At 68.0% G+C, this 23,250-nt stretch carries 23 protein-coding genes; 5 read left to right on the forward strand and 18 right to left on the reverse strand.

Annotation, left to right across the window (positions count from 1 at the left end):
• Positions 1-138 precede the first annotated feature (138 nt).
• Entirely contained in the window at positions 139-1,377 is a 1,239-nt protein-coding gene (locus AC0QR5_RS03740) for an IS256 family transposase (RefSeq protein ID WP_329862411.1), read from the forward strand.
• Here AC0QR5_RS03740 and AC0QR5_RS03745 read toward each other — a convergent pair.
• The 7 genes from AC0QR5_RS03745 to AC0QR5_RS03775 all read right to left on the reverse strand — a co-directional run bounded on the left by AC0QR5_RS03745 (position 1,374) and on the right by AC0QR5_RS03775 (position 9,776).
• Entirely contained in the window at positions 1,374-3,173 is a 1,800-nt protein-coding gene (locus AC0QR5_RS03745) for a zinc-ribbon domain-containing protein (protein WP_329864245.1), read from the reverse strand. The genes AC0QR5_RS03740 and AC0QR5_RS03745 overlap by 4 nt on opposite strands.
• 90 nt (positions 3,174-3,263) lie before the next feature.
• On the reverse strand, positions 3,264-4,319 hold the full coding sequence (locus tag AC0QR5_RS03750) for an ATP-binding protein (protein ID WP_329864243.1): 1,056 nt from the start codon (positions 4,317-4,319) through the stop codon (positions 3,264-3,266).
• A complete protein-coding gene (locus AC0QR5_RS03755; RefSeq protein WP_329864241.1) occupies positions 4,316-5,857 on the reverse strand; it encodes a Mu transposase C-terminal domain-containing protein in 1,542 nt (513 codons plus the stop codon). The genes AC0QR5_RS03750 and AC0QR5_RS03755 overlap by 4 nt, the downstream gene beginning before the upstream one ends.
• Positions 5,858-6,144: 287 nt before the next feature.
• Positions 6,145-6,933 (reverse strand): IS21-like element helper ATPase IstB, encoded by a 789-nt coding sequence (gene istB / locus AC0QR5_RS03760; RefSeq protein ID WP_237428195.1) that lies wholly within the window; start codon positions 6,931-6,933, stop codon positions 6,145-6,147.
• Positions 6,930-8,459 carry an IS21 family transposase gene (gene istA / locus AC0QR5_RS03765; protein WP_237428196.1) on the reverse strand — a complete coding sequence of 510 codons (1,530 nt, stop codon included), beginning with the start codon at positions 8,457-8,459 and terminating at the stop codon, positions 6,930-6,932. Before istA ends, istB begins: the two co-directional genes overlap by 4 nt.
• A 74-nt stretch (positions 8,460-8,533) precedes the next feature.
• Positions 8,534-9,013 carry a hypothetical protein gene (locus AC0QR5_RS03770; protein ID WP_329863975.1) on the reverse strand — a complete coding sequence of 160 codons (480 nt, stop codon included), beginning with the start codon at positions 9,011-9,013 and terminating at the stop codon, positions 8,534-8,536.
• Positions 9,006-9,776 (reverse strand): TnsA-like heteromeric transposase endonuclease subunit, encoded by a 771-nt coding sequence (locus AC0QR5_RS03775; RefSeq protein ID WP_329863977.1) that lies wholly within the window; start codon positions 9,774-9,776, stop codon positions 9,006-9,008. The genes AC0QR5_RS03770 and AC0QR5_RS03775 overlap by 8 nt, the downstream gene beginning before the upstream one ends.
• A gap of 128 nt (positions 9,777-9,904) precedes the next feature.
• Between AC0QR5_RS03775 and AC0QR5_RS03780 the strand changes: the two genes are divergently transcribed.
• Positions 9,905-10,249 carry a hypothetical protein gene (locus tag AC0QR5_RS03780; protein WP_329863979.1) on the forward strand — a complete coding sequence of 115 codons (345 nt, stop codon included), beginning with the start codon at positions 9,905-9,907 and terminating at the stop codon, positions 10,247-10,249.
• A 389-nt stretch (positions 10,250-10,638) separates the two neighbouring features.
• The gene (locus AC0QR5_RS03785) at positions 10,639-11,868 is read left to right on the forward strand and encodes an Nramp family divalent metal transporter (protein ID WP_475372509.1); all 1,230 of its coding nucleotides are present in this window, start codon (positions 10,639-10,641) and stop codon (positions 11,866-11,868) included.
• 39 nt (positions 11,869-11,907) lie between these two features.
• Here the strand turns inward: AC0QR5_RS03785 and AC0QR5_RS03790 are convergent, their stop codons facing one another.
• From AC0QR5_RS03790 to arsB, 11 genes are all read right to left on the reverse strand, one after another.
• Positions 11,908-12,816, reverse strand: coding sequence for a cation diffusion facilitator family transporter (locus AC0QR5_RS03790; RefSeq protein WP_329863981.1), 909 nt, complete (start codon positions 12,814-12,816; stop codon positions 11,908-11,910).
• Positions 12,817-12,873: 57 nt separating this feature from the next.
• Positions 12,874-13,515, reverse strand: coding sequence for a vitamin K epoxide reductase family protein (locus AC0QR5_RS03795; protein WP_430633887.1), 642 nt, complete (start codon positions 13,513-13,515; stop codon positions 12,874-12,876).
• Between the two features lie 29 nt (positions 13,516-13,544).
• Positions 13,545-14,228 (reverse strand): DsbA family protein, encoded by a 684-nt coding sequence (locus AC0QR5_RS03800; RefSeq protein WP_329863982.1) that lies wholly within the window; start codon positions 14,226-14,228, stop codon positions 13,545-13,547.
• A 125-nt stretch (positions 14,229-14,353) separates the two neighbouring features.
• Entirely contained in the window at positions 14,354-16,306 is a 1,953-nt protein-coding gene (locus tag AC0QR5_RS03805; RefSeq protein ID WP_329863984.1) for a heavy metal translocating P-type ATPase, read from the reverse strand.
• Entirely contained in the window at positions 16,303-16,686 is a 384-nt protein-coding gene (locus AC0QR5_RS03810; RefSeq protein WP_329863986.1) for an ArsR/SmtB family transcription factor, read from the reverse strand. Before AC0QR5_RS03810 ends, AC0QR5_RS03805 begins: the two co-directional genes overlap by 4 nt.
• A gap of 56 nt (positions 16,687-16,742) precedes the next feature.
• Positions 16,743-17,186, reverse strand: a complete 444-nt coding sequence (locus AC0QR5_RS03815; RefSeq protein WP_329863987.1) for an arsenate-mycothiol transferase ArsC — start codon at positions 17,184-17,186, stop codon at positions 16,743-16,745.
• Positions 17,183-17,845 carry an arsenate reductase ArsC gene (locus AC0QR5_RS03820; RefSeq protein WP_329863989.1) on the reverse strand — a complete coding sequence of 221 codons (663 nt, stop codon included), beginning with the start codon at positions 17,843-17,845 and terminating at the stop codon, positions 17,183-17,185. The genes AC0QR5_RS03815 and AC0QR5_RS03820 overlap by 4 nt, the downstream gene beginning before the upstream one ends.
• 33 nt (positions 17,846-17,878) lie before the next feature.
• The gene (locus AC0QR5_RS03825; protein ID WP_329863990.1) at positions 17,879-19,264 is read right to left on the reverse strand and encodes an FAD-dependent oxidoreductase; all 1,386 of its coding nucleotides are present in this window, start codon (positions 19,262-19,264) and stop codon (positions 17,879-17,881) included.
• Between the two features lie 169 nt (positions 19,265-19,433).
• Complete coding sequence (gene trxB / locus AC0QR5_RS03830; protein ID WP_329863995.1) at positions 19,434-20,411, reverse strand: thioredoxin-disulfide reductase; 978 nt, start codon at positions 20,409-20,411, stop codon at positions 19,434-19,436.
• 30 nt (positions 20,412-20,441) lie between these two features.
• The gene (locus AC0QR5_RS03835; protein ID WP_329863997.1) at positions 20,442-20,861 is read right to left on the reverse strand and encodes an arsenate reductase ArsC; all 420 of its coding nucleotides are present in this window, start codon (positions 20,859-20,861) and stop codon (positions 20,442-20,444) included.
• A gap of 26 nt (positions 20,862-20,887) precedes the next feature.
• Complete coding sequence (arsB, locus tag AC0QR5_RS03840) at positions 20,888-21,880, reverse strand: ACR3 family arsenite efflux transporter (RefSeq protein WP_430633890.1); 993 nt, start codon at positions 21,878-21,880, stop codon at positions 20,888-20,890.
• A gap of 205 nt (positions 21,881-22,085) precedes the next feature.
• Between arsB and AC0QR5_RS03845 the strand changes: the two genes are divergently transcribed.
• Together AC0QR5_RS03845 and AC0QR5_RS03850 are read left to right on the forward strand one after the other, a co-directional pair.
• Positions 22,086-22,436, forward strand: coding sequence for an ArsR/SmtB family transcription factor (locus AC0QR5_RS03845; RefSeq protein ID WP_329864001.1), 351 nt, complete (start codon positions 22,086-22,088; stop codon positions 22,434-22,436).
• Positions 22,433-22,951: a GNAT family N-acetyltransferase gene (locus AC0QR5_RS03850; protein ID WP_329864003.1), complete on the forward strand. Its 519-nt coding sequence runs from the start codon at positions 22,433-22,435 to the stop codon at positions 22,949-22,951. The genes AC0QR5_RS03845 and AC0QR5_RS03850 overlap by 4 nt, the downstream gene beginning before the upstream one ends.
• Positions 22,952-23,250 lie beyond the last annotated feature (299 nt).

Genomic DNA, 23,250 nt, shown 5'->3' on the forward strand with positions numbered 1-23,250 from the left:
AAGGGACTTGACCCATCCACCAGCGCGCAGACGGTTGCGGAACATCATTTCCTGTTCGTGTCCGTACGGGAGTGTCAGAAAAACGGTGGGAACGGCGTGGCTTGACCGAAAGGAACGGCGATGACCGAAACCACCGAGATGATCGATCCTGTGACAGGGGAAATCATCGATCAGCAGGAGCTCGCTGAGCAGTTGCTCGCTCAGGCCAAGGAACAGGGCGTGAGCCTCGTGGGCCCGGGCGGGCTGCTGGCCGGCCTGACGAAGACGGTGCTTGAAACGGCGCTTGAGGCGGAGATGACCGATCACCTCGGGCACGAGAGGAACGGGGCTGCGGAGGGGCCGAACGTGCGTAACGGAACGCGCTCCAAGACGGTGCTGACCGAGATCGGGCCCGTCTCGATCGACGTGCCCCGGGACCGGGAGGGCAGCTTCGAGCCGACCATAGTCAAGAAGCGCCAGCGGCGCCTGGACGGGATCGACGAGGTCGTCCTTTCCTTGAGCGCGCGGGGCCTGACGACCGGTGAGATCGCCGCGCACTTCGACGAGGTCTACGGCGCAACGGTCTCCAAGGACACCATCAGCCGGATCACCGAGAAGGTGGCTGAGGAGATGGCCGAATGGGCGAACAGGCCCCTTGACCGGGTCTATCCCGTGATCATGGTGGATGCCATCCACGTGAAGGTCCGCGACGGACAGGTACGCAACAAGCCCTTCTACGTCGTCATCGGGGTCACGGTGAACGGCGAACGGGACATCCTGGGCATCTGGGCCGGGGATGGCGGAGAAGGCGCCAAGTTCTGGCTCGGGGTTCTGACCGAGGTCAAGAACCGCGGCGTGGAGGACGTGTGCATCGCCGTCTGCGACGGGCTCAAGGGCCTTCCGGACGCGATCACTGCCGTATGGGAACTCGCCACGGTCCAGACGTGCATCATCCACCTGATCCGCAACACCTTCCGCTTCGCCTCCCGGCACTACTGGGAGGAGATGGGCAGGGATCTCAAGCCGGTCTACACGGCTCCAACCGAGGCGGCGGCGAAGGAGCGGTTCGCCGAGTTCGACGCGAAATGGGGCACCCAATACCCGGCGATAAGCAGGCTCTGGCACAACGCTTGGGCAGAGTTCGTTCCTTTCCTGGACTGGGACGTGGAGATCCGCAGGGTCATCTGCTCGACGAACGCGATCGAGTCCCTCAACGCCCGCTACCGGCGCGCCGTGCGGGCCCGCGGCCATTTCCCCAACGACGCGGCGGCGCTGAAGTGCCTTTACCTCGTGACGCGCTCCCTTGACCCGACCGGGCGGGGCCGGGCACGATGGGCCACCCGGTGGAAGCCTGCACTGAACGCGTTCGCGATCGCGTTCGAAGGCAGGATCAACTAACAATGCGCCAGGCCAGACCCACCGTTAATCTGACACTCCCGTCCGTACGCGCATTTCCACGAGCGCAGCCGACTGCCGGGCAAGACTTCAGCGGCCGTCAGCCCTCCGTTGCGTGCCGGGTCCCAATCGAGGGCTAGGGCAGGATACTGCGTGGCCAAGTCGTTGTACCCCGTCAGCAGCTTGCGGTTGGAGCAGTAGGGACAGCCCGCCTTCTTCGCCCCTGTGCGATTACCTATAGGTGTGTCATAGGCATGCTTGGCCGGGCAAATCCAGTGAACCGTGAGCGCGCTGCCCGCTGAGACATCCACGGGGCCCAGATCGCCGTTTAGTTCGAAGTGCCACTCGGCGGCCAGTGCCGGGTGTGTGGTGCCGAGGTCGTTGACGCCAAGTGCCACGCGGCGTCCCGAGCATATGGGGCACCCTTGGCCGCCCTTTCGTTTGGCGACGGTTTTCCAGTAGTCGTGCCCGGCCGGGCAGAGCCAGGCAATCTTCGCGTCCCGGCCACCGATGACGTGTTCCGGGCGCAGGTCGCCGTTGAGTTCGGGGTGCCACTCGGCGGCCAGTCCAGGGTGCGTGGTGGCGAGGTCATTGATTCCTGCACTGACCGCGAGATTCGCACAGACGGGGCAGCCGGAGCCGTTAAGCGCCCGGTTTGCCACCGTAGCGGTGAATGAGTGGCCGTGGACGCATTGCCATGCCTGTTTCTTGTTGCTGCCTGCCACAGTCGAAGAGGGGCAATCGTTGTCATTCCTTTCCGCGTCCCATTCGCGTGCAAGGTGAGGGTGTGTTTCAACGATGGTGTTGTAGCCGGCAAGAGGCTGGCCGCCGTTGCAGATCGGGCACATGGACCTGCCTTCGTCGAGTGCCGCGAAAGCTTTATCCCAGCCCCGTCGCAAGACGTGTCCGTCACCGCAGATCAGCAAGGGCCGGCCAACGGTCGGCACTGGGCCTCGTCCCTTTCCCTGTCCGGCGACAACATAAACCTCTCGTCGATGGACTGGCAATGCGCCGCGTTGCTGCCGCAACTGTGCCAGGTAGCGGCTGAACGGCTCCAGTGGGCGGACTGTACTGTCGGCACCCTGAATGTCAGCCCGATTGACCGCGATGAGCGGGACGAAGTCTTCTCCGGTCGGGGCGTCCAGCGCAGATTTGCGCACCCATAGAAACGTCGGGCGCAGCAGCAGCCAGACACCGTCCGCCAACTCGCACCCGCTGCCCGGTACGGCCTTCCGGAGGTGTTCTGCCAGCCGGGCATTTGTTTCTGCAAAGGTGAGGCGCGTATCGAAGAGTTTCCGGTGAAGGCTCCGGTCCGTCAGAAGGCCGGCGACGGCGATCAGGACCGGGTAGCTCCCGGCGTCGAAAATTCGCTGCGCTGGTGCGCCATAGTTCTTGGGGGTGAGGACGCTGGCGATCGCCCGAAAGAGACTGAGGTCAGCTCGATTGCGACGTAACAGGTAGCGGTAACGGCGTTCGGCGGCGATAACCTCCCGTCCGACTGTGAACTGGGCTGCCGGTGTGGTCCCGGGTCCGGTCCACAGCCCGTGCCGCAGGCAGCAATTCGTTTCAACGTGGTCCAGTTGCCCGACCGTTGCTCCCCCGGCGCAGAGTCGGCACATGCTGCGTGCCGGGAGTTCTTCCCTGACCTGCCGGGCCTGGCGCTGGAAGTGTCCTGGGGCAAGCCCGCCCTTTGCCTCGCACCAGCGGACGAGTGCCGCCCGAAGCGCCTGGGCTTCTGACGAGGCCGCCAATTGGCGCGCGGCCTTGGACGAGGCGAGAGCGGGAAGGCCGTTGGCCAAGGCCAGTCGTTGGCCGTAGCTCTCGGGTGCTTCCAAATACCGTGGGCGGATTCGCACGGGGAACCTGCGGTTCAGGTCGGGGACCATGGTTTAGCCGGTCAGTTGCCGCAGGGCTGGGCTTTCCTCCAACAAGCCCCCGGCGTTCTCCGCGGCCATGTCGACGGGGAGTGCCTCCATGTACTCGCGGGTTAGGGTTTCACCCGCGGGGTCGCCTTCGAGGATGAGTAGCTGAGCGCCCCCGACCAGAAGCCGCTGAAGGGTGCCGATGTTGCCTCCGCTACGTCGGTGAAGCCACGCAGCATCCTTGAGTAATGCCTTCTTGTCATGAGCCAGAAGTGGTAGCTCGTTTGAGAACGCCATAACTATGCCGTTCCAAGCCTTCGTTTCCTCCGCCGTGGCATGTCCGTAGCGTTGCATCTCGAGCAGCGTGAAGCGTCGGCTGATCTGGTTTCCCCGCTCACCTGCCAGGAGTCCACCTTGGTGGACGTTGATGCCCGAATATACGAAGGTAGCCGGGACCTGGTTGGACAGGCTCTTGAGGACGTCGACGGATTCGCCATTTCCCTGACTGAGCTTGCTTAGGTTCTGCAGTTCGTCAACGACCACCAGCTGGGTGGAGCAAGTCCGCATCGCGGTGACAACTGCCTTAAGGATTTCCTCGAGAGTAGAGCGTCCGGGCAGTTCCAGTCCGTAGAAATGCGCGAACCGCCCGATCATGGCTTTGGCCGACGAGCCGGCGGGCACTTCGACGTAGGCCACGGGGATCGCGCCGCGACCGGCGAAGTCTCGATGCTGCAGGCCGAACAGGGCGTGCGTGCTGCGCATGAGGGCGATGCAGGCAGTGGTTTTGCCCACGGTGGACTTCCCGGACACCATCACCCCAGTCCGGCCGGAGGCGCGGCCACGGTTTCCGAGGATGGCCAGCCGCACGCTCTTGATGAGTCTCTGCACCTGAGGCGTGGCGACCGTCAGGCCGCCGCCCAGGTAATCCAGCCGCTCCGTATCGAACGCCCGGCGCTCGTTCTCGGCCAGAGCCTGATACTGCTCGAGCGTGTGAGGTTGGGGCCGGGCGGGCTGATGTGACAGGAGCCTATTGAGGTCTTCATGACGGTCCAGAGACGGGGTCTCTGCCTGGCTAAAGATCAATTGGCCAGCCCCTTCATTGGGTCGAAGATTTCGATTTCGTCGTACACGGGGACAGCATTCGCGGCGTCGCGGATTTTGATGGCCTCGATGGCGGGCGTAGCGGCCGGAAGCGGCAAGTTTGCACCGGCCAGGACAGCCAGATTCCGCGCGGCCTGCCGTCGGGCTTCGGCTGCGGCATGGCGCTTGCGCGCCGAAGTGGTTTGCCCGATCAGCTCGATCGCCGCCCGGGTGCTAGCCTCGTCCCCTAGCACCCCTTGGGCCGCGGTGATTTCGCGGGCATTGCGGCGGATGCTGGCCGAGAAAGGCCTGGCGAAGGCGTCGCGATTCATCCAGTTGCACTGGATCCAACCGCCTCCCTCGGGGTCCCGGATCCACACGGCGCTGGGGTCGTGCGGGTTGTAGTGGACCGTCCACTTGCCGTCCCGGTTCACGTCCGGTGAGTTGCGGAGCCGGAACAGATGTAGTTCAGGAGCGTCGTAACGGCGGTAATCGATCTGGATTCCGTCCATCTGGATGGTGCGCAGCTGGGTGGGCAACAGGGCTATGTAGTCTTCGGGCCCGAGCGGCAGCGGCACATATCCGGTCATCGGGAACATGGCCATGTACATCGAGTTTGGAGAATGAACGATGGACGGCACCAACGGGTCGCGCAGCGACTCGTGTTTCATGTTCTGCCACACAATAGCCGTCCACCGTTCGAAGAGTTCCGCGAGGGTATAAACGTCGAGCAGCTCTTCCTTCTCGGGATGTTCTCCGCGCCGGTCGGTGCTGCCACCCGTGTAGCCGGGCAGGTATTGGGCGAACTTGGTCTTGATTGTGTGGAAGGCGCGCTCGACATTCGGTTTGTCCGTGGGCGTGTGTACGGCCGCGCTGGTGGTGTCGATGCCGAACCGGGTGCAGGCTGATTCGAACACCGCGGAGGCATAGTCCGAGCCGTTGTCCTTCATTATGCGTTGGGGCTTGATGAACGGGCGGGTGGTCTCAAACCGGGCGGCGTCCTCGGCGGAGAGAAACTTCGCCCACGGCATGTCGTTCAGCTCGTATTCATTGAACGCGACCAGCCCTTGCGGACGCAGCAGCCGCGGGGTGAGACACTGGGCCAGCATGAACGCTAGGTCGACGCCCTTAACGCCTTGCAGTCTCACGCTGGTGGCGATGATGCTCTGCGTGGCCTTATCCAGCATGATGACCAGGTTCGCCCGTGCGACCTTCAGCTTTCCGTTCTCCTGGTCGAGGCCGGTCACCACCAGCACGTCGAACGGTGAGGAGTCCACGTGCACCTCGTGTCCCGGAGCGATAGCCGGGCGCGAACTGTACATGCGTTTGGGTGCGTTGGCGGCTGTGCGCCTGTTTGCGGCGTTGCCCGTGGTGTATTTGCCCCGGGTGAGGACGTTGATGTGGCGGCGCAGGGTCCGGTCTGAGGGGACGTGGACATCCTCGCCGGGATAGGCGGCGAGTATCTCCGCCTTGATCGTGTGGATAAGTCGTTCGACCGAACCTGTGGACTTGGCAGTCTCACGTGCGATCACGGCGAGCATTACTTCCTTGACCCTTTCATCGAGTCGGCCCAGGGGTTGCTGCCGGCGTTTCTGGCGCCCGTCCACCAGTGCAGCCTGGCCGCGTTCCTTGTAATCGCTTGCCCACCGGGACAGGGTGCGCGCGGAGCATTTGATACCCAGAGCGTTGAGCTCGTGTCAATGGCCATTACGTTCTGCCCATGGGCGGCCAGTTGATGTGCCCGCTGGTGGCCAGTAAAACTGCCCGGTTATGGCCAACAGATCTGCCCACTGATTCGTTTCGGCGGGGTCGGCCATCGTTGGGTTGGTCAGTTCAAGCGGGTCACTCCTTTTCCGGCGAGGGCCTGGGTAAGACGGACGGAATCGCCGCTGGTCTGGCAGACGTGGGCGTGGTGCAGCAGTCGGTCAACGGTGGCGGTGGCGAGGGTTTTGGGCATGAGCTCATCGAACCCGGCGGGGTGGAGGTTGGAGCTGATCGCGACGGAGCGTTTTTCGTAGGCTGCGTCCACGACCCGGTAGAGGCCTTCGGCGGCGTCCGTGGCCACGGGCAACAGACCAATATCATCGATGACCACGAGCTCGGCGCGCAGGATCCGGGCAACGGCCCGGGTGACGCTGTCATCGGTTCGGTGGGCGCGGATGAGGACGCCGAGGTCCTCGAGCCTGAACCAAGCGACCCGCATTCCGGCTTCGACGGCCTGCTGGCCGAGGGCTTCGAGGAAGAACGTCTTCCCCGTCCCCGAGGGCCCGCAGACGACCAAGTTTTCCCTGCGGGTGATCCATTCCAGGGTCCGCAGTGCCTGCTGGGTCGGGCCCGGGATGGAGGACGCTGCAGGGTCCCACGCCTCGAAGGTCTTCCCGGTCGGGAACCCGGCTGCTTTGCGGCGGGAAGCGAGCATGGACCGGGCCCGGCCGGCGGCTTCCTCCGTGAAGAGGGCCTTGATGACCTCGGCCGGTTCCCACCGCTGGGCGCGGGCGGTCGCGATCAGGTCCGGGGCCAGCGCCCGGGCGTGGGGCATTTTCAGGGACCGCATCAGGGCCTCCAGGTCCGCCGGTAGCGGCGGAGCCACGGTATTGGTCGTGGTGACGGGGCTCATCGGGCCTCCTCCGGCGTGGTGATGGTTGCGGGGTTGCCGATCGCGGCCCACGCCCCTGTTCCTTGGGTGAGGGAGGTGGCTTCGTTGGCGGCGTGGGTGGTAGTGCGGCGGATGTTGGCGTTCAAGATCGAGGCGAGGTCCGGGTGCGCGAACCGGCCGTGCAGGGCGGCGTCGCCCAGGGCCCGGTCGACCTGATCAGTGCCGGCGATTTTGGCCAGCGTAACGGCTTCGGCCATTTTCACGTTCATCCTTGCGGTCCCGGCCGCGGCGGCCTCGACGAGCCAGGTTCTGGCGCCTTCGCCGATGGCCAGGAACGCGGCCTCGTCCGCGCTGCGGGCCCTCACCTCGTAGTCGCCGGGGAGCTTCGCCCGGGTTCCGGGGAAGTGTTCGTCGTTGATGGCGGGGCTGCCGGGCCGTGCCCGTTCGTGGCGGGCGACTTCGACGGGCCCGGTCGTGCCGTGGTGGACGATGATGACCTGCTCGCCGGGCCCGGTGCCGTGGGTGCGGACGAACACCCGGGCTCCGAGCAGGTGGGCCGGGACGGAGTACTGGGCGTTTTCGAAGGTGACCATTGGGGTGTTCTCCGGAACGCCGCGGGCCAGGCCGAACGCGACCGTGTGGGCGGTGTCCGGGATCCGGTGCAGCCGCGGGGCTTCCTCGGCGAGCATGGCCGCGGGTTTCCGCCGCGTCGTCCGGTGCTCACGGTGATTGACCTCGTCCATGAACGCCGTGCAGGCGGCCTCGAGCTCGGCGAAGGTGCGGTAGTCATCGCGGAGGTTGGTGTCTTTGGGCACGAGGTCGGCCTTGGCGAGTTTCACGGACGCTTCGACTCCGCCTTTGGTGGCCGGGTCCGCCGGTTGGCAGGTCAGCACGGTCACCCCGTAGTGCCGGGCGAAGTCCAGGGTCTGCTGGTTGCGCACCGGGACCCCGGCGACGTGGGCGGTGGTGACGGTCTTCTCGTTGTCCGTGAGGACATAGGTCGGCGCCCCTCCGAGGATCCGGAAGCACCGGTCCAGGGCCGCGAACACGCTCGGCGCGGTCCTGTCCCTGAGCGGGATCACGATGCGGAAGCGTGAGAACGCCAGCCAGGCCACGAAAAGGATGGTCTTCACCCCGCCGATCCGGGGCCCGTCGCCGAAGTCGTACTGCAACCACATCCCCGGTTCTGTGATCCACGGCCGGTGGACGCGGGTGTGGCCCAGCCGCCACGCGGCTTTGACCTGCGCGATCGCCCGGCGGGTAGACCGTTCCGAACCGGTGTAGCCCAGAGCGAGGAGCTTTTCGTGGGCCTTGTCGGCCCGGATCCGGCCCTTGGAGGCTTCGATCCATTCCTCGATCTTGGGCAGGAACGCGTCGGTGACCCGGCCGCGGGCCGCGGGTTCCCCGATCGGCCGGCCCGCGTCACGGGCGGTGACGTGTTTAGCAACGGTGTGGTGCGAGCAGCCCGTGAGCTCCGCGGTGGCGCGCAACGATCCGGTCAGATCGTAGGCAGCAAGAATTTCCATGATTTCTCCGTCAGACTTCATACAGGGCCTCTTCCTGGTTCGCTTTTGGTGCGCTTAGACACCGTCATCAAACCGCAGGGAGAGGCCCCCACCGCTTAAAGACGCGGCAGGAACAAGTAAGGAAGTGGGCAGATCTCATGGCCACCGGCGGGCAGTTCTGCTGGCCGCCAGCGGGCACTTTCGTGGCCGCCTATGGGCAGTTTTTCATGGCCGCTAACAAGCTCGCGTGCCTTTCGCTCAGTCCGCAGGGTCCCGCTTGCCACCCCGGGGTCGTAGTCACTCCGCTGCGCACCTCCATTCAGGGGCGTCCCGTAGAGCATCTCCTCCAGATGGCCCGCCAGGATTGCGGCGCGCTCGGAGTCCTCCGGATCTGCCCGTTCCAGGGACCGGGGGCCGGGGTCTCCGGGCCCGAAATTCGGCGGAGTCGTCAGCAGGGCAGGCAGAGCGCTCACGTGGACGGCCATCCGCTCGGCGGTGCGGGAGTTTCGCAGGCCCAGGCTGGCCCCCGAGATGCTTTCGAGAATGTATTCACCGTCCTCGAGGCTGAGGGTGTCTCCGAGCCGGATGCTATCCACGGCTGCTCCTTCCGATCAGGGTGTTCCAGCCCAGGGGCTTGGATGGGTTGTAGGTGAGGTCCCTGGCCCACAGCAGGTGGTAGATCGCTGGGATGAACCTAGCCGGAAGCTCCGGATCGAGGCCGGCGGCCAGAGTGGCGAGGGGAAGGCGCTCCTCGGCTGCCCTAAGGATCCGGGACCGCGCCGGGGCCTCGGGGGTGATGTAGGGGTGTCGGTAACCGGCTAGCCACTCGAGGTTGTGCCTCTGCACGCCGGTCGCTCCATGCAGGACCTCGTAGCCCCAACCGATTTGTTCGCAGACTTCGCGAGTCTTGGCGAACTGCATCTCAGCTTTTTCATCGATCCGGTCCGCGGGGCGCACGTCGTAGACGACCTGGCTGCCGGAGGCATGGAGGGCAAAGTAGTCCGGATAGTGGCGGGCACCGTCGTTGAACAGTATGCAGAACGGCTGGGCCGCCACCTTGGCCAGACGCTGGCTGTGATCTAGTTCCATGAGTACGGCGTACTCGGTCATCGACTCGTACCAGACGCTTTCACCACTGCCGGCCCACCAGTAGTACCCCTCGTAATTACGGCGGTGCTGATAGTTCGCTGGCCGCCGTGCCCTGCGGGCAGTCTCCAGCCCGTGCCGCAGGCATCGCGCGTCCGCGACCGAGGTACGCGCCGCCCCGGCGGCATCCGTCCAGGCGATCACAGGGTGGTCGTTGGGGTTGGCAAGATTCCGGTACGGATCTGCCGTTGCGGCTTGCTTCCCTGCTTTCATGTCCTGCCTTTTTGCCGGGGGGACCAGCCGAGTAACAGCCGGTTTGTGTCTATTAGACCTACATACTTTATGTCTATCAGACATTCGCCGTGGCCGCACTCCGACCCGCCGCGACATAGGATCAACCCATGAGCGACCCCCGATTTCGCCCCCGCCACATGGCTGCACCACCGGACCGCAGACATTTTGGAAAACTCTCCGAGATCCAGTGGCTCACGGGCACGACTGAGCTCGAGATTTCACGCGTCGAGGCCGCCCGCCTGCAGCATTCCTTCGCGGTTAGGATCAACCAGCGGCTAAGGGACCAAGGCCACAGCATTCGTGCCTACGCGACACTCACTGGATCCGGCTATGACCGCATGACCAAAGTCCTTCGTGGAGAGGCTGTTATGCGGCTGGAAGACGTTGCGGACGCCGAGCGTCTGCTCGGAGGGATCGTGCAGACGCCCCCGACGGCCAGGCAAACCTCGTAGCCATCGGCGGCGCGGTCGACCGGGGAGTAGTTGGTAGCCCCGTTCGCAGGCTGGTACAACCCCGTCAGTTCTCGCCTGCCCTACCCCGTCCTGTTGTACCGCCAAATGCTTGCTGAGCGCTCCATGTCAGTAGATGGCAACAGCAGTGCGAACCAGCTACTCGGTGGGATGTGTACACGTTGCAGCCGGAAGAGGAGCGGCGCCCTCACATCGCCATGCGACGCCGCTCTCGCCACGGGCTCCAGCAGGAAGGAGCTGCGGAGGCGGCATCAACGGCGGAAGACGGCCGTCCCGGGCTCCCAAAGCTAACACTCGGAATGTACGATTTAGGCGTGCCTAAAAATCCGACAGTGCCGCCGTCGCCCGTGCAGGGGAACCGCGCTTCGGACCTGTCCGCGCGGCGGCGCCGCCTGACCGGCCGTCTCCTCTTGCTGGGTCCGGCGTTCGTGGCGGCTATCGCCTACGTGGACCCGGGCAACGTCGCGGCCAACCTGACCGCCGGATCCCGGTACGGGTTCCTGCTGGTCTGGGTGCTGGTGGTGGCGAACCTGATGGCGGTCCTGGTGCAGTACCAGTCGGCGAAGCTGGGGCTGGCCACCGGGCACAGCCTGCCCGAGTTTCTGGGCAGGAGGCTGAGGACCGCACCCCGGAGGCTCTACTGGGCGCAGGCCGAGCTTGTGGCAGCCGCGACGGACATGGCCGAGGTGATCGGCGGGGCAGTGGCCCTGAATCTGCTCTTCGGGCTGCCGCTGCTAACGGGCGGGTTCATCGTGGGGGCCGCGTCGATGCTGCTGCTGATGCTGCAATCCCACCGCAGCCAGCGCTCGTTCGAGAACGCGGTGATCGTGCTGCTGGCGATCATCGCGTTCGGCTTCGTCACCGGGCTGATGGTCAACCTGCCCGCCCCGGGCGACGTCCTCGGCGGACTCGTCCCCCGCTTCGACGGGGTGGACACCGTCTTGCTCGCGGCGAGCATGCTCGGCGCGACGGTGATGCCCCACGCGATCTACCTGCACTCGGCCCTGGCCCGGGATCGGCACGGATTCGCGCCCACCGAACACATGCGGACCCGGCTGATTCGCATCACGCGGTGGGACGTCATTGGCGCCCTTGCGGTCGCCGGGGCGGTCAACATCTCGATGGTGCTCCTGGCCGCGTCGAGCCTGCGCGGGGTCGAGGGAACCGACACGATCGCCGGGGCCCACGCGGCCATCGTCTCCGCGCTGGGCCCGGTGGTGGGGGTGGTCTTCGGCGTGGGACTGTTGGCCTCCGGGGTCGCATCGACCTCGGTCGGCTGCTACGCCGGGGCCACGATCATGGGCGGGCTGCTCAAGGTCCGCATCCCACTGATGCTGCGGAGGCTGATCACCCTGATCCCGGCCCTGCTGGTGCTAGGCGGCGGGATCGAACCGACGCTCGCGCTGATCCTGAGCCAGGTGCTGCTCAGCTTCGGGATTCCCTTCGCCCTGATTCCGCTGATCCGGCTCACGGGATCGCACCGGGTGATGGGCTCCCACGTGGACGCGATGCCCCTGCGGATCGCCGGGTGGACCAGTGCCGTGCTGATCGTCGGGCTCAATGTCGTGCTCATCGCGCTGACCCTCGCCGAAGGCATCTAGGGCCGCACCGCGAAGCCCTAGGCTGCGCGGGCGCCCGGCTCAGTCGTGCGTTGCGTGCTCGTGGTCGGTGTGGGTGGACGGTTCGAGCTGGAACGTGGAGTGTTCGACGCTGACGTCGAAGTGCTCCGCCACGCACCGTTGGAGCTCGTCGAGCATTTGCGGGGCGTGGCCGTCGGAGAAGCAGGAGTCCTCGACGACGACGTGGGCGCTCAGGGTGGGCAGGCCGCTCGCAATCAGCGAGGCGTGCAGGTCGTGCACGCCGCGGACGTGGGGCAGGGCGAGGATGTGGGCGCGGACGTCCTCTAGATCCAGTCCCTTGGGCGCGGTCTCCAGCAGGATGCTGCCGGCCTCGCGGAGGATTTTCAGGGTCCGCGGCACGATGAGCACGGAGATGAGCATGCCGGCCAGGGCGTCGGCCCGTTCCCAACCGGTCGTGGCGATGACGATGGCGCTGACGATGACCGCCACGGATCCCAGTGCGTCGTTGACGACCTCGAGGAACGCGGCCCGCATGTTGAGGTTGGCGCCACGGCCGGCGCTGAGCACCAGCATGGAGGCGATGTTGCCGACCAGGCCGATGATGCCGAACAACAGCAGCCCGCTGGAGCTGATCTCCGGAGGGGAAACGAGGCGTTGGATGCCCTCACTGAAGACGTACACGCCGACGGCCAGCAGGACCGCGGCCTGCGCGCCGGCGGCGAGGACCTCGGCGCGCAGGTACCCCCAGGTCCGCCGGGAGGTGGTCGGGCGCGTCGCGAGCGTCGCGGCGATCAGGGCCATCAGCAGGCCGCCGGCGTCGGTGAGCATGTGCGCCGCGTCAACCAGCAGGGCCAGGCTCCCGGTGATCAGCGCTCCGATAACCTCCGCGACCAGGATGGTGGCAGTGATCGCGAAGGCAATGGCGAGGCGTCCCCGGTGGCTCTGCGGTGCGTGGTGGTGTCCGCCCATCGCTCGTGTCTCCTTGCGGTGCGGGGCGGAAGCCGCCCGGTTGTCTGGGTGCGGGGTTTAGATGCCGGTGAAGGCGGGCAGGAAACGCAGGAACACGGAGCCGGCGACCAGGACGTAGGCGGTGGCGACGAGCGTGCCGGCCCAGCCGGTGGCGAACCGGGCGACGGCCGGCGGTGCGGGGATGACGCCGTGGGCGAGGTTGCGGGCGGTGAGCAGGATGAACAGCGGGATCATCGCTGCCCACACGACCATGCAGTACAGGCACAGGATGTAGATCTCGAACAGGGCTTGGCTCCACAGCCACACCACGAACACCATGCCCAGGGTGACGCCGGCCTGCAGTCCGGCCCAGTACCAGCGCCCGAGCCGGGCGCCGGAGAGGACCGCCATCGCGGTCGCGAGGACGACAGCGAACGCCACGATCCCGATCAGCGGGTTGGGGAACCCGAACAGTTCGGACTGCCAGGTCCCCATGACCCGCCCGCAGGACACCCACGGGTTCACGTCGCAGCTCGTTACGTGCCCCGGGTTCTCGTACAGGGCCAGGCGCTCCAGGACGAGGATGGCCGAGGCGATCCAGCCCACGGCCCCCGTCATTAGGAGGACGAGGCCGAAGGCGCTCGGGCCGGCGAAACGGGGGCCCAGCGCTGTTTCGGGGTTTCCGGCCGCGGCGCGGTCGGACATTTGCGAGGTGGTCATGGGGGCGCTCTCCTGGATTGGGCGTGCGGTCAGTTCGCGGTGGTCGCGGCGACGGCGGCCTCGAACTCGTCCAGGTTCTGCACCATGACGATCTTGCCGTCGAGGAAGAACGTCGGGGTGCCAGTCACGCCGAGGGCGGTGCCGTCGGCGACGTCGGCCTCGACCCGTTCCTTGGTGGCCGGGTCCGCGACGGCTGCGTCGTAGGCGGCCATGTCCAGGCCGAGGTCCTCGGCGTAGGTGCGGAACAGGTCGCTCCTGTTGTCGGCGGACTCGCCCCACTGCGCCTGGGTCTCGAACATCCTCTTGTACATGGGCTCGTAGGCGCCCTGCCCGGCGGCCGCCTCCACGGCCACGGCGGCGTTCATGGAGTTCAGGTGCCCGGGCAGCGGGAAGTACCGGTGGACGAAGGTGACGTTCTCGGAGTACTTGGCGCGCAGTTCCTCGACGAACGGGTAGGCAGCGCCGCAGGCCTCGCACTCGTAGTCCAGGAACTCGACCAGGACGGCCTTCTCGTCCGGGGCCTGGGACAGGACCCGGCTGTTCTCGCGCACGACTTGGCCCGTGCCGGCGGGGGGCTGTTCCTGGGCTGCCAGTGCGCGGGTGACGAAGTACCCGACGACGCCGGTGAGGACCACGACGGCGAGGAGCGCCCAGACGACGATCTTGGCGTTCTTCCGTCCGGCGGGGGCGGGGGTGTGCGGGGTGGAGCTCACGGGTGAATGTTCCTTCTGTTCGTGTATCAGTGTGGACGGCATCCGTTGGTTCGGTCCGGCGGGGTCGGGGGCAGGGGAACCGTGCCGGAGGGCGCGGGGCCCCGGACCGTCCCCAGGACGGGGCCTCAGGACGCGGGTTCCAGGACGGGGCCCGCCTGCCGGGCGGCCAGCTGGTTGTTCCGGGGAATCCGCCCGGCGCGCACGCCGTTGGCGATGACGACGATCTCGGCGAGTTCGTGGATGAGGACGACCGCGGCCAGGCCGAGGACCCCGAAGAGGGCCAGCGGGATCAGGGCCGCAATCAGCAGCAGAGACAGGCCCACGTTCTGCAGCATGATGCGCCGGGTCCGCCGGGCATGGTCCAGCACCTCGGGCAGGTGGTTCAGGTCCTCACCCATGAGGGCGACGTCGGCGGTTTCGATGGCGACGTCTGTGCCCATCGCGCCCATGGCGATGCCGGTGTCGGCGGTGGCGAGGGCGGGTGCGTCGTTGACGCCGTCGCCAACCATCGCCGTGGGCCGCTCGCTCTTGAGTCGGCGGATGATGTCGGCCTTGTCCTCGGGGCGCAGGTCTGCGTGGACCTCGGCGATGCCGGCCTCCTTGCCGAGGGCTTCGGCGGTGATGGTGTTGTCGCCGGTGAGCATCGCGGTCGTGTAGCCGGAGCGGGTGAGCCGGGCGATGACTTCGCGGGCCTCGGGGCGCAGCTCGTCGCGGACCGCCACGGCGCCGACCAGCTGGCCGTCGTGTTCGATCAGGACCGCCGTCGCGCCGGAGCGCTGCATGCGTTCCACGCCGGCGGCCAGTTCGGCGGGCTCGATCCAGCCCGGGCGGCCCAGGCGCAGCCTCCGGCCCCCCAGCCGGCCCTCTAGGCCGGCCCCCGGGATCGTGTCGACGTCGGTGACGTCCGCTCGGTGCGGGGTCGCGGCGAGGATGGCGCGGGCGAGCGGGTGCTCGCTGCGCGCCTCGAGTCCGGCGGCCAGCGCTAGAACGTCGTCCCGGGTCGCCGGGCCGGCGGTCGCGACGTCGACGACGGCGGGCCGGTTGCAGGTGAGGGTGCCGGTCTTGTCCAGGGCGATGGTGCGGATCCTGCCCAGGGTCTCCAGCGCGCCGCCGCCCTTGATCAGCACGCCGATGCGGCTGGCCGCACCGACGGAGGCCACGACGGTGACGGGCACGGAGATCGCCAGCGCGCAGGGCGACGCGGCGACCAGCACCACCAGGGCGCGTTCAAACCACAGCGCGGGTTCGCCGACGATGAACCCGAAGGCGATGATCAGCGCCGCGGCGATGAGGATGCAGGGGACGAGGCGTTTGGCGATGTTGTCGGCCAGGCGCTGGCCGGGGCCCTTCCGGGACTGCTCGGCCTCGACGATGTGCACGATGCGGACCAGGGAGTTGTTCTCCGCGGTGCTGGTGACCTCGACCTCGAGCGGTCCGGTGCCGTTGATGGAACCGGCCCACACCTCGGTGCCGGGGCCGGCTTCGACCGGCACGGACTCGCCGGTTAGCGCGGAAGTGTCCAGGGAGGTGCGTCCGGTGACGATCCGGCCGTCCGTGGCGAGCCGCTCCCCCGGGCGCACGACCATCCGGTCACCGGGGACGAGGTCCGCCGGGGAGACGGCCACCTGGGTGCCGTTGCGCAGCACGGTGGCCTCGGCCGAGACGAGGTCCAGCAGGGCGCGGAGGCCCCGCCGGGTCTTGGCCAGCGAGTATTCCTCGAGGCCTTCGGAAATGGCGTAGAGGAAGGCGAGCATGGCCGCCTCCTCGAACTGTCCGAGGGCGACGGCCCCCACCGCGGCGATGGTCATCAGGGTGCCCACACCGATCTGGCCCTTGGCCAGGCGGCGCAGCGTGGACGGAACAAAGGTCCAGGCAGCGATCAGCAGCGCGGCGATCTCCAGCGGCAGGGTCAGCCATTCCGGCCCGCCCGCGAGGGAAGCGATCCAGGCTGCCAGCAGCAGCGCGCCGGACACGACGGCGGCCCGGATCTCGGTGACCTGCCAGAAGCCCTGCGCCTCCTCATCGCCCAATTCGTCCGTGGTTGTCGTCCCGTCGCCGCAGCCGCAGGCGTCGCTCATCGGATGCCCTCCGCCGCGGTTCCGTCGACGCGGGCGGCGGTGCCGTAGATGGGGCACAGGTCCACCGCGTTGCCGGTCGCGGCCAGCAGGATTTCGGCCTGTGCCAGCATGTCCATCAGCTCTGGCCGGGACAACGAGTAGTAGACGCTGCGTCCCTGCGCCCGGCCCTCCACGAGTCCGCAGTCGCGCAGGCAGGCCACGTGGGCCGACACCGTCGACTGGGCCAGTCCCAATTCGCCGGTTAGTTCGCCGACCCTGACCTCCCCCCGGGCCATTCGCTTCACTATGGCCAGGCGGGCCGGGTCTCCTAGGGAATGGAATAGCGCTGCAGCCGGGTCCAGCCGCCCGCAGCCGTCCGAGGCCTCATTACCAATCGTCATATCCCGATAATAGCGGACATTTCGACAAAACTGTCGGGAAGCGGCCAGAGATGCGTTTAGTTGCCGGTCAGTTCCTTATACAGCTTCTCGACGCGGGCCTTGATGTCGTCGCGGACCATGCGCATGCGTTCCATGCCCTCGATGCCGCGTTCGGAGGGCTCGTCCGTGTCCCAGACCTCGAACCGGGTGCCGGGGCGGGGCTCGAGCTTCGCCTCGGTGCCCAGGACGATGACCGCGTCGACGGTGTCGAGGACGTCGTCGGTGACGGGCTTGGGGTGTTCGCCGGCGATGTCGATGCCTAGCTCGGCCAGGGATTCGACGGACTGGGAGTTCAGCGAGCTGCCTGGCTTGGTGCCGGCGGAGTGCACGGTGACGGTCCCGGCCGCGAGCTGGTTCATCAGTCCGGCGGCGAGTTGGGACTTGCCGCCGTTCTTGCTGCATACGAACAGGACGGACGGGGCCTTCGGGCCTCCGGGTTCGGTGGTCGGTTGGTGGGTCATGGCTGGGTGGTTTCCTTCGTGAGGAGGGAGGCGGCGAGGGTCTTGACCCGGGCGTGGATCTGGTCGCGGATGTCCCGGACGGTGTCCAGGGACTGTTTGGCGGGGTCGGTGAGTTCCCAGTCCTCGTAGCGTTTCCCCGGGTAGATCGGGCAGGAGTCCCCGCACCCCATGGTGACGACCACGTCGGAGGCGCGCACGACGTCGTCGGTGAGCGGCTTCGGATACTCCTTGGTCAGGTCCACCCCCATTTCGGCCATCACGGCCACGACGGCCTGTTCGAGTTCGGCCGCGGGCTGGGAGCCGGCGGACCGGACCCGGATCCTGCCCTTGGTCTCAACGGTGAGCAGGGCCGCGGCCATCTGGGAGCGTCCGGCGTTCTGCACGCAGACGAACAGCACCTCGGGCACCTCGGACACGCTGGTGCCCTTGGACTTGGCGAGGGCGTTGAGCCGGTCGGCGGCGAAGTGCTCGGTGGTCGCGGGCAGGTAGGTGGTGACCTTCGCGGTGCGGGCGAGGGCGGTGTAGGACTCGAAGACGTAGCGCTCGACGGTTTCGGCGGCGAAGACCCCGGCGAACCTGTCGGCGAGGCGGTGGCTGATCCGGTGCAGGAGCTCGGTGTTGTCCTGCAGCCCCTGTGAGGTGTCGCGGTGTTCGGTCATGGTCTCGCTCCTGTGCTGGTCGGTGCGGGTGGGTTAGGCGGTGGCGCCGGAGCGGCCGTGCGCGAGTCCGGTGGGGAAGCCGACCAGCACCGGTTCCGGCGCGGCGCAGCATCCGGCCTCCGCGGGCTCGGCCGCGGCCGCCGCGGCGGCGGGGGTGTCGCAGCTGGTGCCGGAATCGGAGGAGCAGACCCCGGTCTCGGGGAGCTCGAGGTGGACCGTGTCCGCGGCCGCGCGGTCCCCGGCGAGGGCCGCGGCGACGGAGCGGACCTGCTCGTAGCCGGTGGCCAGCAGGAACGTCGGGGCCCGGCCGTAGGACTTCATGCCCACGATGTAGAAGTCGCGGTCCGGGTGGGCCAGCAGCTTCGCGCCGTGCGGGGCGACGGTGCCGCAGGAGTGAAACTCGGGGTCGATCAGCGGGCCGAGCTCCCGGGGGGCCTCGACGGCGGGGTCCAGTTCGAGCCGGAGCTCGCGCAGGATGTCCAGGTCCGGGCGAAACCCGGTGCAGGGCACGACGGTGTCGGCGTCCAGGACGCGCCCGTCCACGGCCGCGACGGCCACGCCGGCGTCCGTGGGGGTCAGCGAGGCGATGCCGAAGCCGGTGTGCAGCTCGATGCTGCCGGCCTCCACGAGGCGGCGGAGCCGGGAGCCGAGCTGCCCGCGGGCGGGCAGCCCGTCGGCGTCGCCGCCGCCGAAGACCTTCTCCGCGTCGGGTCCGCGGACGGCCCAGAGGATCCGGGTGTCCGGGGCGCCCTTGGCGAGGTCCGCGAGCCCGATGAGGGTGTTGGCGGCCGAGTGCCCGGCGCCCACGACCAGGACGCGCTTGTCGGCGAACGAGTCCCGGTCCCGGCCGACGACGTCGGGCAGCGGGGCGGAGATCCGGGACGCGGCGGCGTCCTCGCCCAGGGCGGGCAGGCCCGAGGTGCCCAGCGGGTTGCGGGTATCCCAGGTGCCGGACGCGTCGATGACGGCGGCCACGGTGTGGTCCCGGGTTTCCCCGTCCCGGTGGTCGACGCGGACGACGAAGGGGGTGCTGTCGCGGTCGCGGGTGTGGGTCTTGTCCATGCCGGCCCGGGTGACGGCGGCGACGCGGGCCCCGGTGTGCAGGCGGGGGGCGATGGCCGGGAGCGCGGCCAGCGGGGCCAGGTAGTTCTCGAGGAGTTCGCCGCCGTATGGCAGGGCGGTGGGCCGGGGGTGTTCCCAGCCGGCGGCCTCCAACAAGCGGACGGCGGCGGCGTCGGTGTTGTACCGCCAGGGCGAGAAGAGCCGGATGTGCCGCCACTGCCCGATGGCGGCACCCGCGCTGGGACCGGCTTCGAAGATCACGGGTTCCAGGCCGCGTTCGAGCAGGTGGGCCGCGGCGGCCAGGCCCACGGGGCCGGCGCCGATCACGGCGACGGGAAGGGTGTTCGGTGTGTCCATGGGGTCCTCTGTTTCGTCCGTGGTCGGTGGTGGTTTGGGGAGGGGCCCGCCGGCCCTCGTGCGGGGCCGGCGGGCGGGGCCGCCTAGCAGCAGCCCTGGTCCTCGTCGCAGCAGCCGTTTCCGCAGCATCCGGTGCGCATGGTCCTCACCCCCTCCCCTCCGTGGTCCGTTAGGCGTGGGTGGGTTCTTCCACCAGCGCGGTGGCGATGCTGTCCGCGTCCTGGAGCGCGGCGAGGTAGCGCTCGGCGTCCAGGGCGGCGGCGCAGCCGGTGCCGGCGGCGGTGATGGCCTGGCGGTACCGGTGGTCCACGGCGTCCCCGCACGCGAACACGCCGGAGAGGTTGGTGACCGTGGTGGGCGCGTCGACCTTGATATAGCCCTCGGCGTCGAGGTCGACCTGCCCGGCGACCAGTCCGGTGCGCGGGAGGTGGCCGATCGCGACGAAGAGGCCGGTGGCGGCCTGCTCGCGGGTGTCCCCGGTCCGGGTGTCGGTGAGTGTGACGCCGGTGACCTTCGTGTCGCCGTGGATCCCGGTGACCGCGGAGTTCCACGCGAAGCTGATCTTCGGGTTGCCCTTGGCGCGCTGGGCCATGATCCGCGAGGCCCGCAGCTCGCCCTTGCGGACCACGACGGTCACGGAGGCCGCGAAGCGGGTCAGGAACGTCGCCTCCTCCATCGCGGAGTCCCCGCCGCCGACGACGACGATGTCCTGGTCGCGGAAGAAGAACCCGTCGCAGGTCGCGCACCAGGACAGGCCGTGGCCGCTGAACCTCTTCTCCTCGGGCAGGCCGAGCTCCTTGTAGGCGGAGCCGGTGGCGAGGATGACCGCGGGCGCCTCGTGGACGGTGCCCGCGCCGGTCACGACGAGCTTGAGGTGCCCGTCGAGCCGGACCTCGGTGACGTCGTCGAACACGACCCGCGCGCCGAACTTCTCGGCCTGTTCCTGGAGCCCGTCCATGAGTTCGGGTCCCTGGACGCCGGCGGGGAAGCCGGGGAAGTTCTCCACCTCGGTGGTGTTCATCAGGGCCCCGCCCGCGGTGACGGACCCGGCGAGGACCAGGGGTGCCAGGCCGGCGCGGGCGGCGTAGATGGCCGCGGTGTAGCCGGCGGGGCCGGACCCGATGATGATCAACTGTTCGGTGCTCACGGGTTTCTCCTGCTGCTCGGTGCGGGGCCGCTACTTGGCGGCGGGGGTCAGCGAGGCGATGAGGGCCTCGATGCGGGTCTTGATCTCGTCGCGGATGGGGCGGACGGCGTCCACGCCCTGCCCGGCGGGGTCCTCCAGGACCCAGTCCTCGTAGCGCTTGCCGGGGAAGAACGGGCACTCGTCGCCGCAGCCCATGGTGATCACGACGTCGGATTCCTTCACGGCCTCGGTGGTGAGGACCTTAGGGATTTCGGCGGACATGTCGATGCCCAGCTCGGCCATGGCCTCCACGGCGGCCGGGTTGACCTTGTCCGCGGGCTGGGACCCGGCGGAGCGGACCTCGACCGCGCCTGCGGAGAGGGTGGTGAGGAACGCGGCGGCCATCTGGGAGCGGCCGGCGTTGTGGACGCAGACGAACAGGACGGAGGGCTTCTTGGTTTCGGTGCTCATGGTGTTCTCCAGGATGGTTGCGGGGCTCAGGCGGAAAGGGGTGCGGGGGCGAAGAAGCGCTTGCGCGCCCACAGCGCCACGTAGACGAGGGCGACCAGGGCCGGGACCTCGATCAGCGGTCCCACGACGCCGGCGAGGGCCTGGCCGGAGGTGACGCCGAAGGTGCCGATCGCCACGGCGATGGCGAGCTCGAAGTTGTTGCCCGCGGCGGTGAACGCCAGCGTGGTGGTCTTCGCGTAGCCCAGGTCCAGCCACTTGCCGATCAGCATGCCGGCGGCGAACACGACGACGAAGTAGACCATCAGCGGCAGCGCGATCCGGGCGACGTCCAGCGGCCTCGCGGTGATGTTCCCGCCCTGCAGGGCGAAGAGCAGGGTGATGGTGAACAGCAGCCCGTAGAGGGCCCACGGGCCGAGCTTGGGCAGGAACCTGTCCTCGTACCAGTCGCGGCCCTTGGCCTTTTCGCCGAGGGTGCGGGTGAGGTATCCCGCGACGAGCGGGATGCCCAGGAAGATCAGCACGGAGGCGGTGATGGCCCAGAAGGAGAAGTCGGCGCTGGTGGTGGGCAGGCCCAGCCAGGACGGCAGCAGCTGCAGGTAGAACCAGCCCAGGGCGCCGAACGCGAACACCTGGAACACGGAGTTGATCGCCACCAGCACCGCGGCGGACTCGCGGTCCCCGCAGGCCAGGTCGTTCCAGATCATCACCATGGCGATGCAGCGGGCCAGGCCCACGATGATCAGCCCGGTCCGGTACTCGGGCAGGTCCGCGAGGAACACCCACGCGAGGACGAACATGAACGCCGGGGCCAGCACCCAGTTGATCACCAGGGAGGAGACCATGAGCTTGCGGTCCGCGACCACGCGGCGCGTCTGGTCGTACCGGACCTTCGCGAGGACCGGGTACATCATCACCAGCAGGCCGATCGCGATCGGCAGGGAGACCTCGCCGACCTTGACCGAGTCCAGGGCGGTGTCCAGGCCCGGGACGAGGCTGCCCAGCCCCAGCCCCAGGGCCATCGCGGCGACGATCCAGGCCGGCAGGAAGCGGTCAAGGGTGGAGAGCTTGCCGACGACGTCGGCCTCTCCCCCACGGGTGGTCGTCTGGTCGGTCTGGATACTCACGGCGCTCCTGTGCGGGTCGGAGAAGAAATTGATGAAGGTCGATATTCAAAACTATCGCCCACCATATCGATGGATGTCAATCTGCATGCATAATGGGTTCATGAACTCTCTGCAAACTCTCGAGCCAGCCGTCGACGCCGCGTGCTGCGCGCCGTCGGACACCCCGGGCCTGGGCGCCGACGAGGCGCAGCGCAGAGCCCTGGTCTTCAAGGCGCTGGCGGATCCGAACCGGCTGCGCCTGCTGTCCATCGTCAAGGCCGGCGACTCGGGCGAGGCCTGTGTCTGCGACCTGACCGAGCCGCTGGACCTGGGCCAGCCCACGGTCTCCCACCACCTGAAGATCCTGGTCGAGGCCGGGCTGCTGCACCGCGAGAAGCGGGGCACGTGGGCCTACTACTCCCTCGTTCCCGGCGCCCTGGACCGGACCGCCGGGCTGCTCGCGACCCTGTGACCGGACCGCACGCCGTCGCGGTTCGGCCGCTGCTCCCCGCGGACTGGCCGGCCGTCCAACGAATCTGGGGCGAGGGCATCGCCACCGGACACGCCACCTTCGAGTCCGAGGCCCCGGACTGGGAAGGGTTCGACGCCTCGCGCCTGCCCGGGCACCGGCTGGTCGCCGCAACCCGGGACGGCGGGATCCTCGGCTGGGCAGCCGTTTCCGCCGTTTCCCCGCGCCCCGCCTATGCCGGCGTCGTGGAGCACTCCGTGTACGTCGCGGCGGCGGCGCGCGGGTTGGGCGTCGGCGCGATCCTGCTGCGGGCCCTGGCCGCCTCGACCGAAGCGGACGGGATCTGGACCATTCAGGCCAGCCTCTTCCCCGAGAACGAGGCAAGCATGAGACTCCACCTCGCCCACGGCTTCACCGTGGTCGGGCGCAGGACGCGCATCGCCCGCATGGCCCACGGCCCCTCGGCCGGGCAGTGGCGCGACACCGTCCTAATCGAACGTCGCTCCGCAATCATCTGATCCCAATCGCTCCAACGAGAACGCCCGCACATCCGACGCCCGATGTTCGGTCATGGGTCCGGCAGGCTGGCGTCTTGAAGCCGAGCGCTTCTACGCGGCCAACGGCGTCCAGAACATCTGCGCCACGATGAGCGTCCCGAATTGGCGCGCTTCGCAATTGAAGCGCCAACTGGCCGAGGTTCACCCAGGACGCGTGATGCCGTTGGCCACATGGTGTCTCGCAAGCTGGGAGGCAGTAGCCCATGGCCGATTTATGGTGATTCCCATTACCAATCGACTCCGTAGCGTTGCGCAATGCG

The organism is Arthrobacter sp. J156 (assembly GCF_056172865.1).

What these genes read in the sequence shown, in the direction of transcription:
- AC0QR5_RS03845 (WP_329864001.1), top strand. Translation starts at nt 22,086, where the DNA reads ATGAACTCTCTGCAAACTCTCGAGCCAGCCGTCGACGCCGCGTGCTGC.
- AC0QR5_RS03795 (WP_430633887.1), bottom strand. Translation starts at nt 13,515, where the DNA reads ATGACCACCTCGCAAATGTCCGACCGCGCCGCGGCCGGAAACCCCGAA.
- AC0QR5_RS03775 (WP_329863977.1), bottom strand. Translation starts at nt 9,776, where the DNA reads ATGAAAGCAGGGAAGCAAGCCGCAACGGCAGATCCGTACCGGAATCTT.
- AC0QR5_RS03810 (WP_329863986.1), bottom strand. Translation starts at nt 16,686, where the DNA reads ATGACGATTGGTAATGAGGCCTCGGACGGCTGCGGGCGGCTGGACCCG.
- AC0QR5_RS03740 (WP_329862411.1), top strand. Translation starts at nt 139, where the DNA reads ATGATCGATCCTGTGACAGGGGAAATCATCGATCAGCAGGAGCTCGCT.
- AC0QR5_RS03805 (WP_329863984.1), bottom strand. Translation starts at nt 16,306, where the DNA reads ATGAGCGACGCCTGCGGCTGCGGCGACGGGACGACAACCACGGACGAA.
- AC0QR5_RS03790 (WP_329863981.1), bottom strand. Translation starts at nt 12,816, where the DNA reads ATGGGCGGACACCACCACGCACCGCAGAGCCACCGGGGACGCCTCGCC.
- arsB (WP_430633890.1), bottom strand. Translation starts at nt 21,880, where the DNA reads ATGGCCCTGGGGCTGGGGCTGGGCAGCCTCGTCCCGGGCCTGGACACC.
- AC0QR5_RS03755 (WP_329864241.1), bottom strand. Translation starts at nt 5,857, where the DNA reads ATGCTCGCCGTGATCGCACGTGAGACTGCCAAGTCCACAGGTTCGGTC.
- AC0QR5_RS03825 (WP_329863990.1), bottom strand. Translation starts at nt 19,264, where the DNA reads ATGGACACACCGAACACCCTTCCCGTCGCCGTGATCGGCGCCGGCCCC.
- istB (WP_237428195.1), bottom strand. Translation starts at nt 6,933, where the DNA reads ATGAGCCCCGTCACCACGACCAATACCGTGGCTCCGCCGCTACCGGCG.
- AC0QR5_RS03820 (WP_329863989.1), bottom strand. Translation starts at nt 17,845, where the DNA reads ATGACCGAACACCGCGACACCTCACAGGGGCTGCAGGACAACACCGAG.
- istA (WP_237428196.1), bottom strand. Translation starts at nt 8,459, where the DNA reads ATGAAGTCTGACGGAGAAATCATGGAAATTCTTGCTGCCTACGATCTG.
- AC0QR5_RS03780 (WP_329863979.1), top strand. Translation starts at nt 9,905, where the DNA reads ATGAGCGACCCCCGATTTCGCCCCCGCCACATGGCTGCACCACCGGAC.
- AC0QR5_RS03835 (WP_329863997.1), bottom strand. Translation starts at nt 20,861, where the DNA reads ATGAGCACCGAAACCAAGAAGCCCTCCGTCCTGTTCGTCTGCGTCCAC.
- AC0QR5_RS03815 (WP_329863987.1), bottom strand. Translation starts at nt 17,186, where the DNA reads ATGACCCACCAACCGACCACCGAACCCGGAGGCCCGAAGGCCCCGTCC.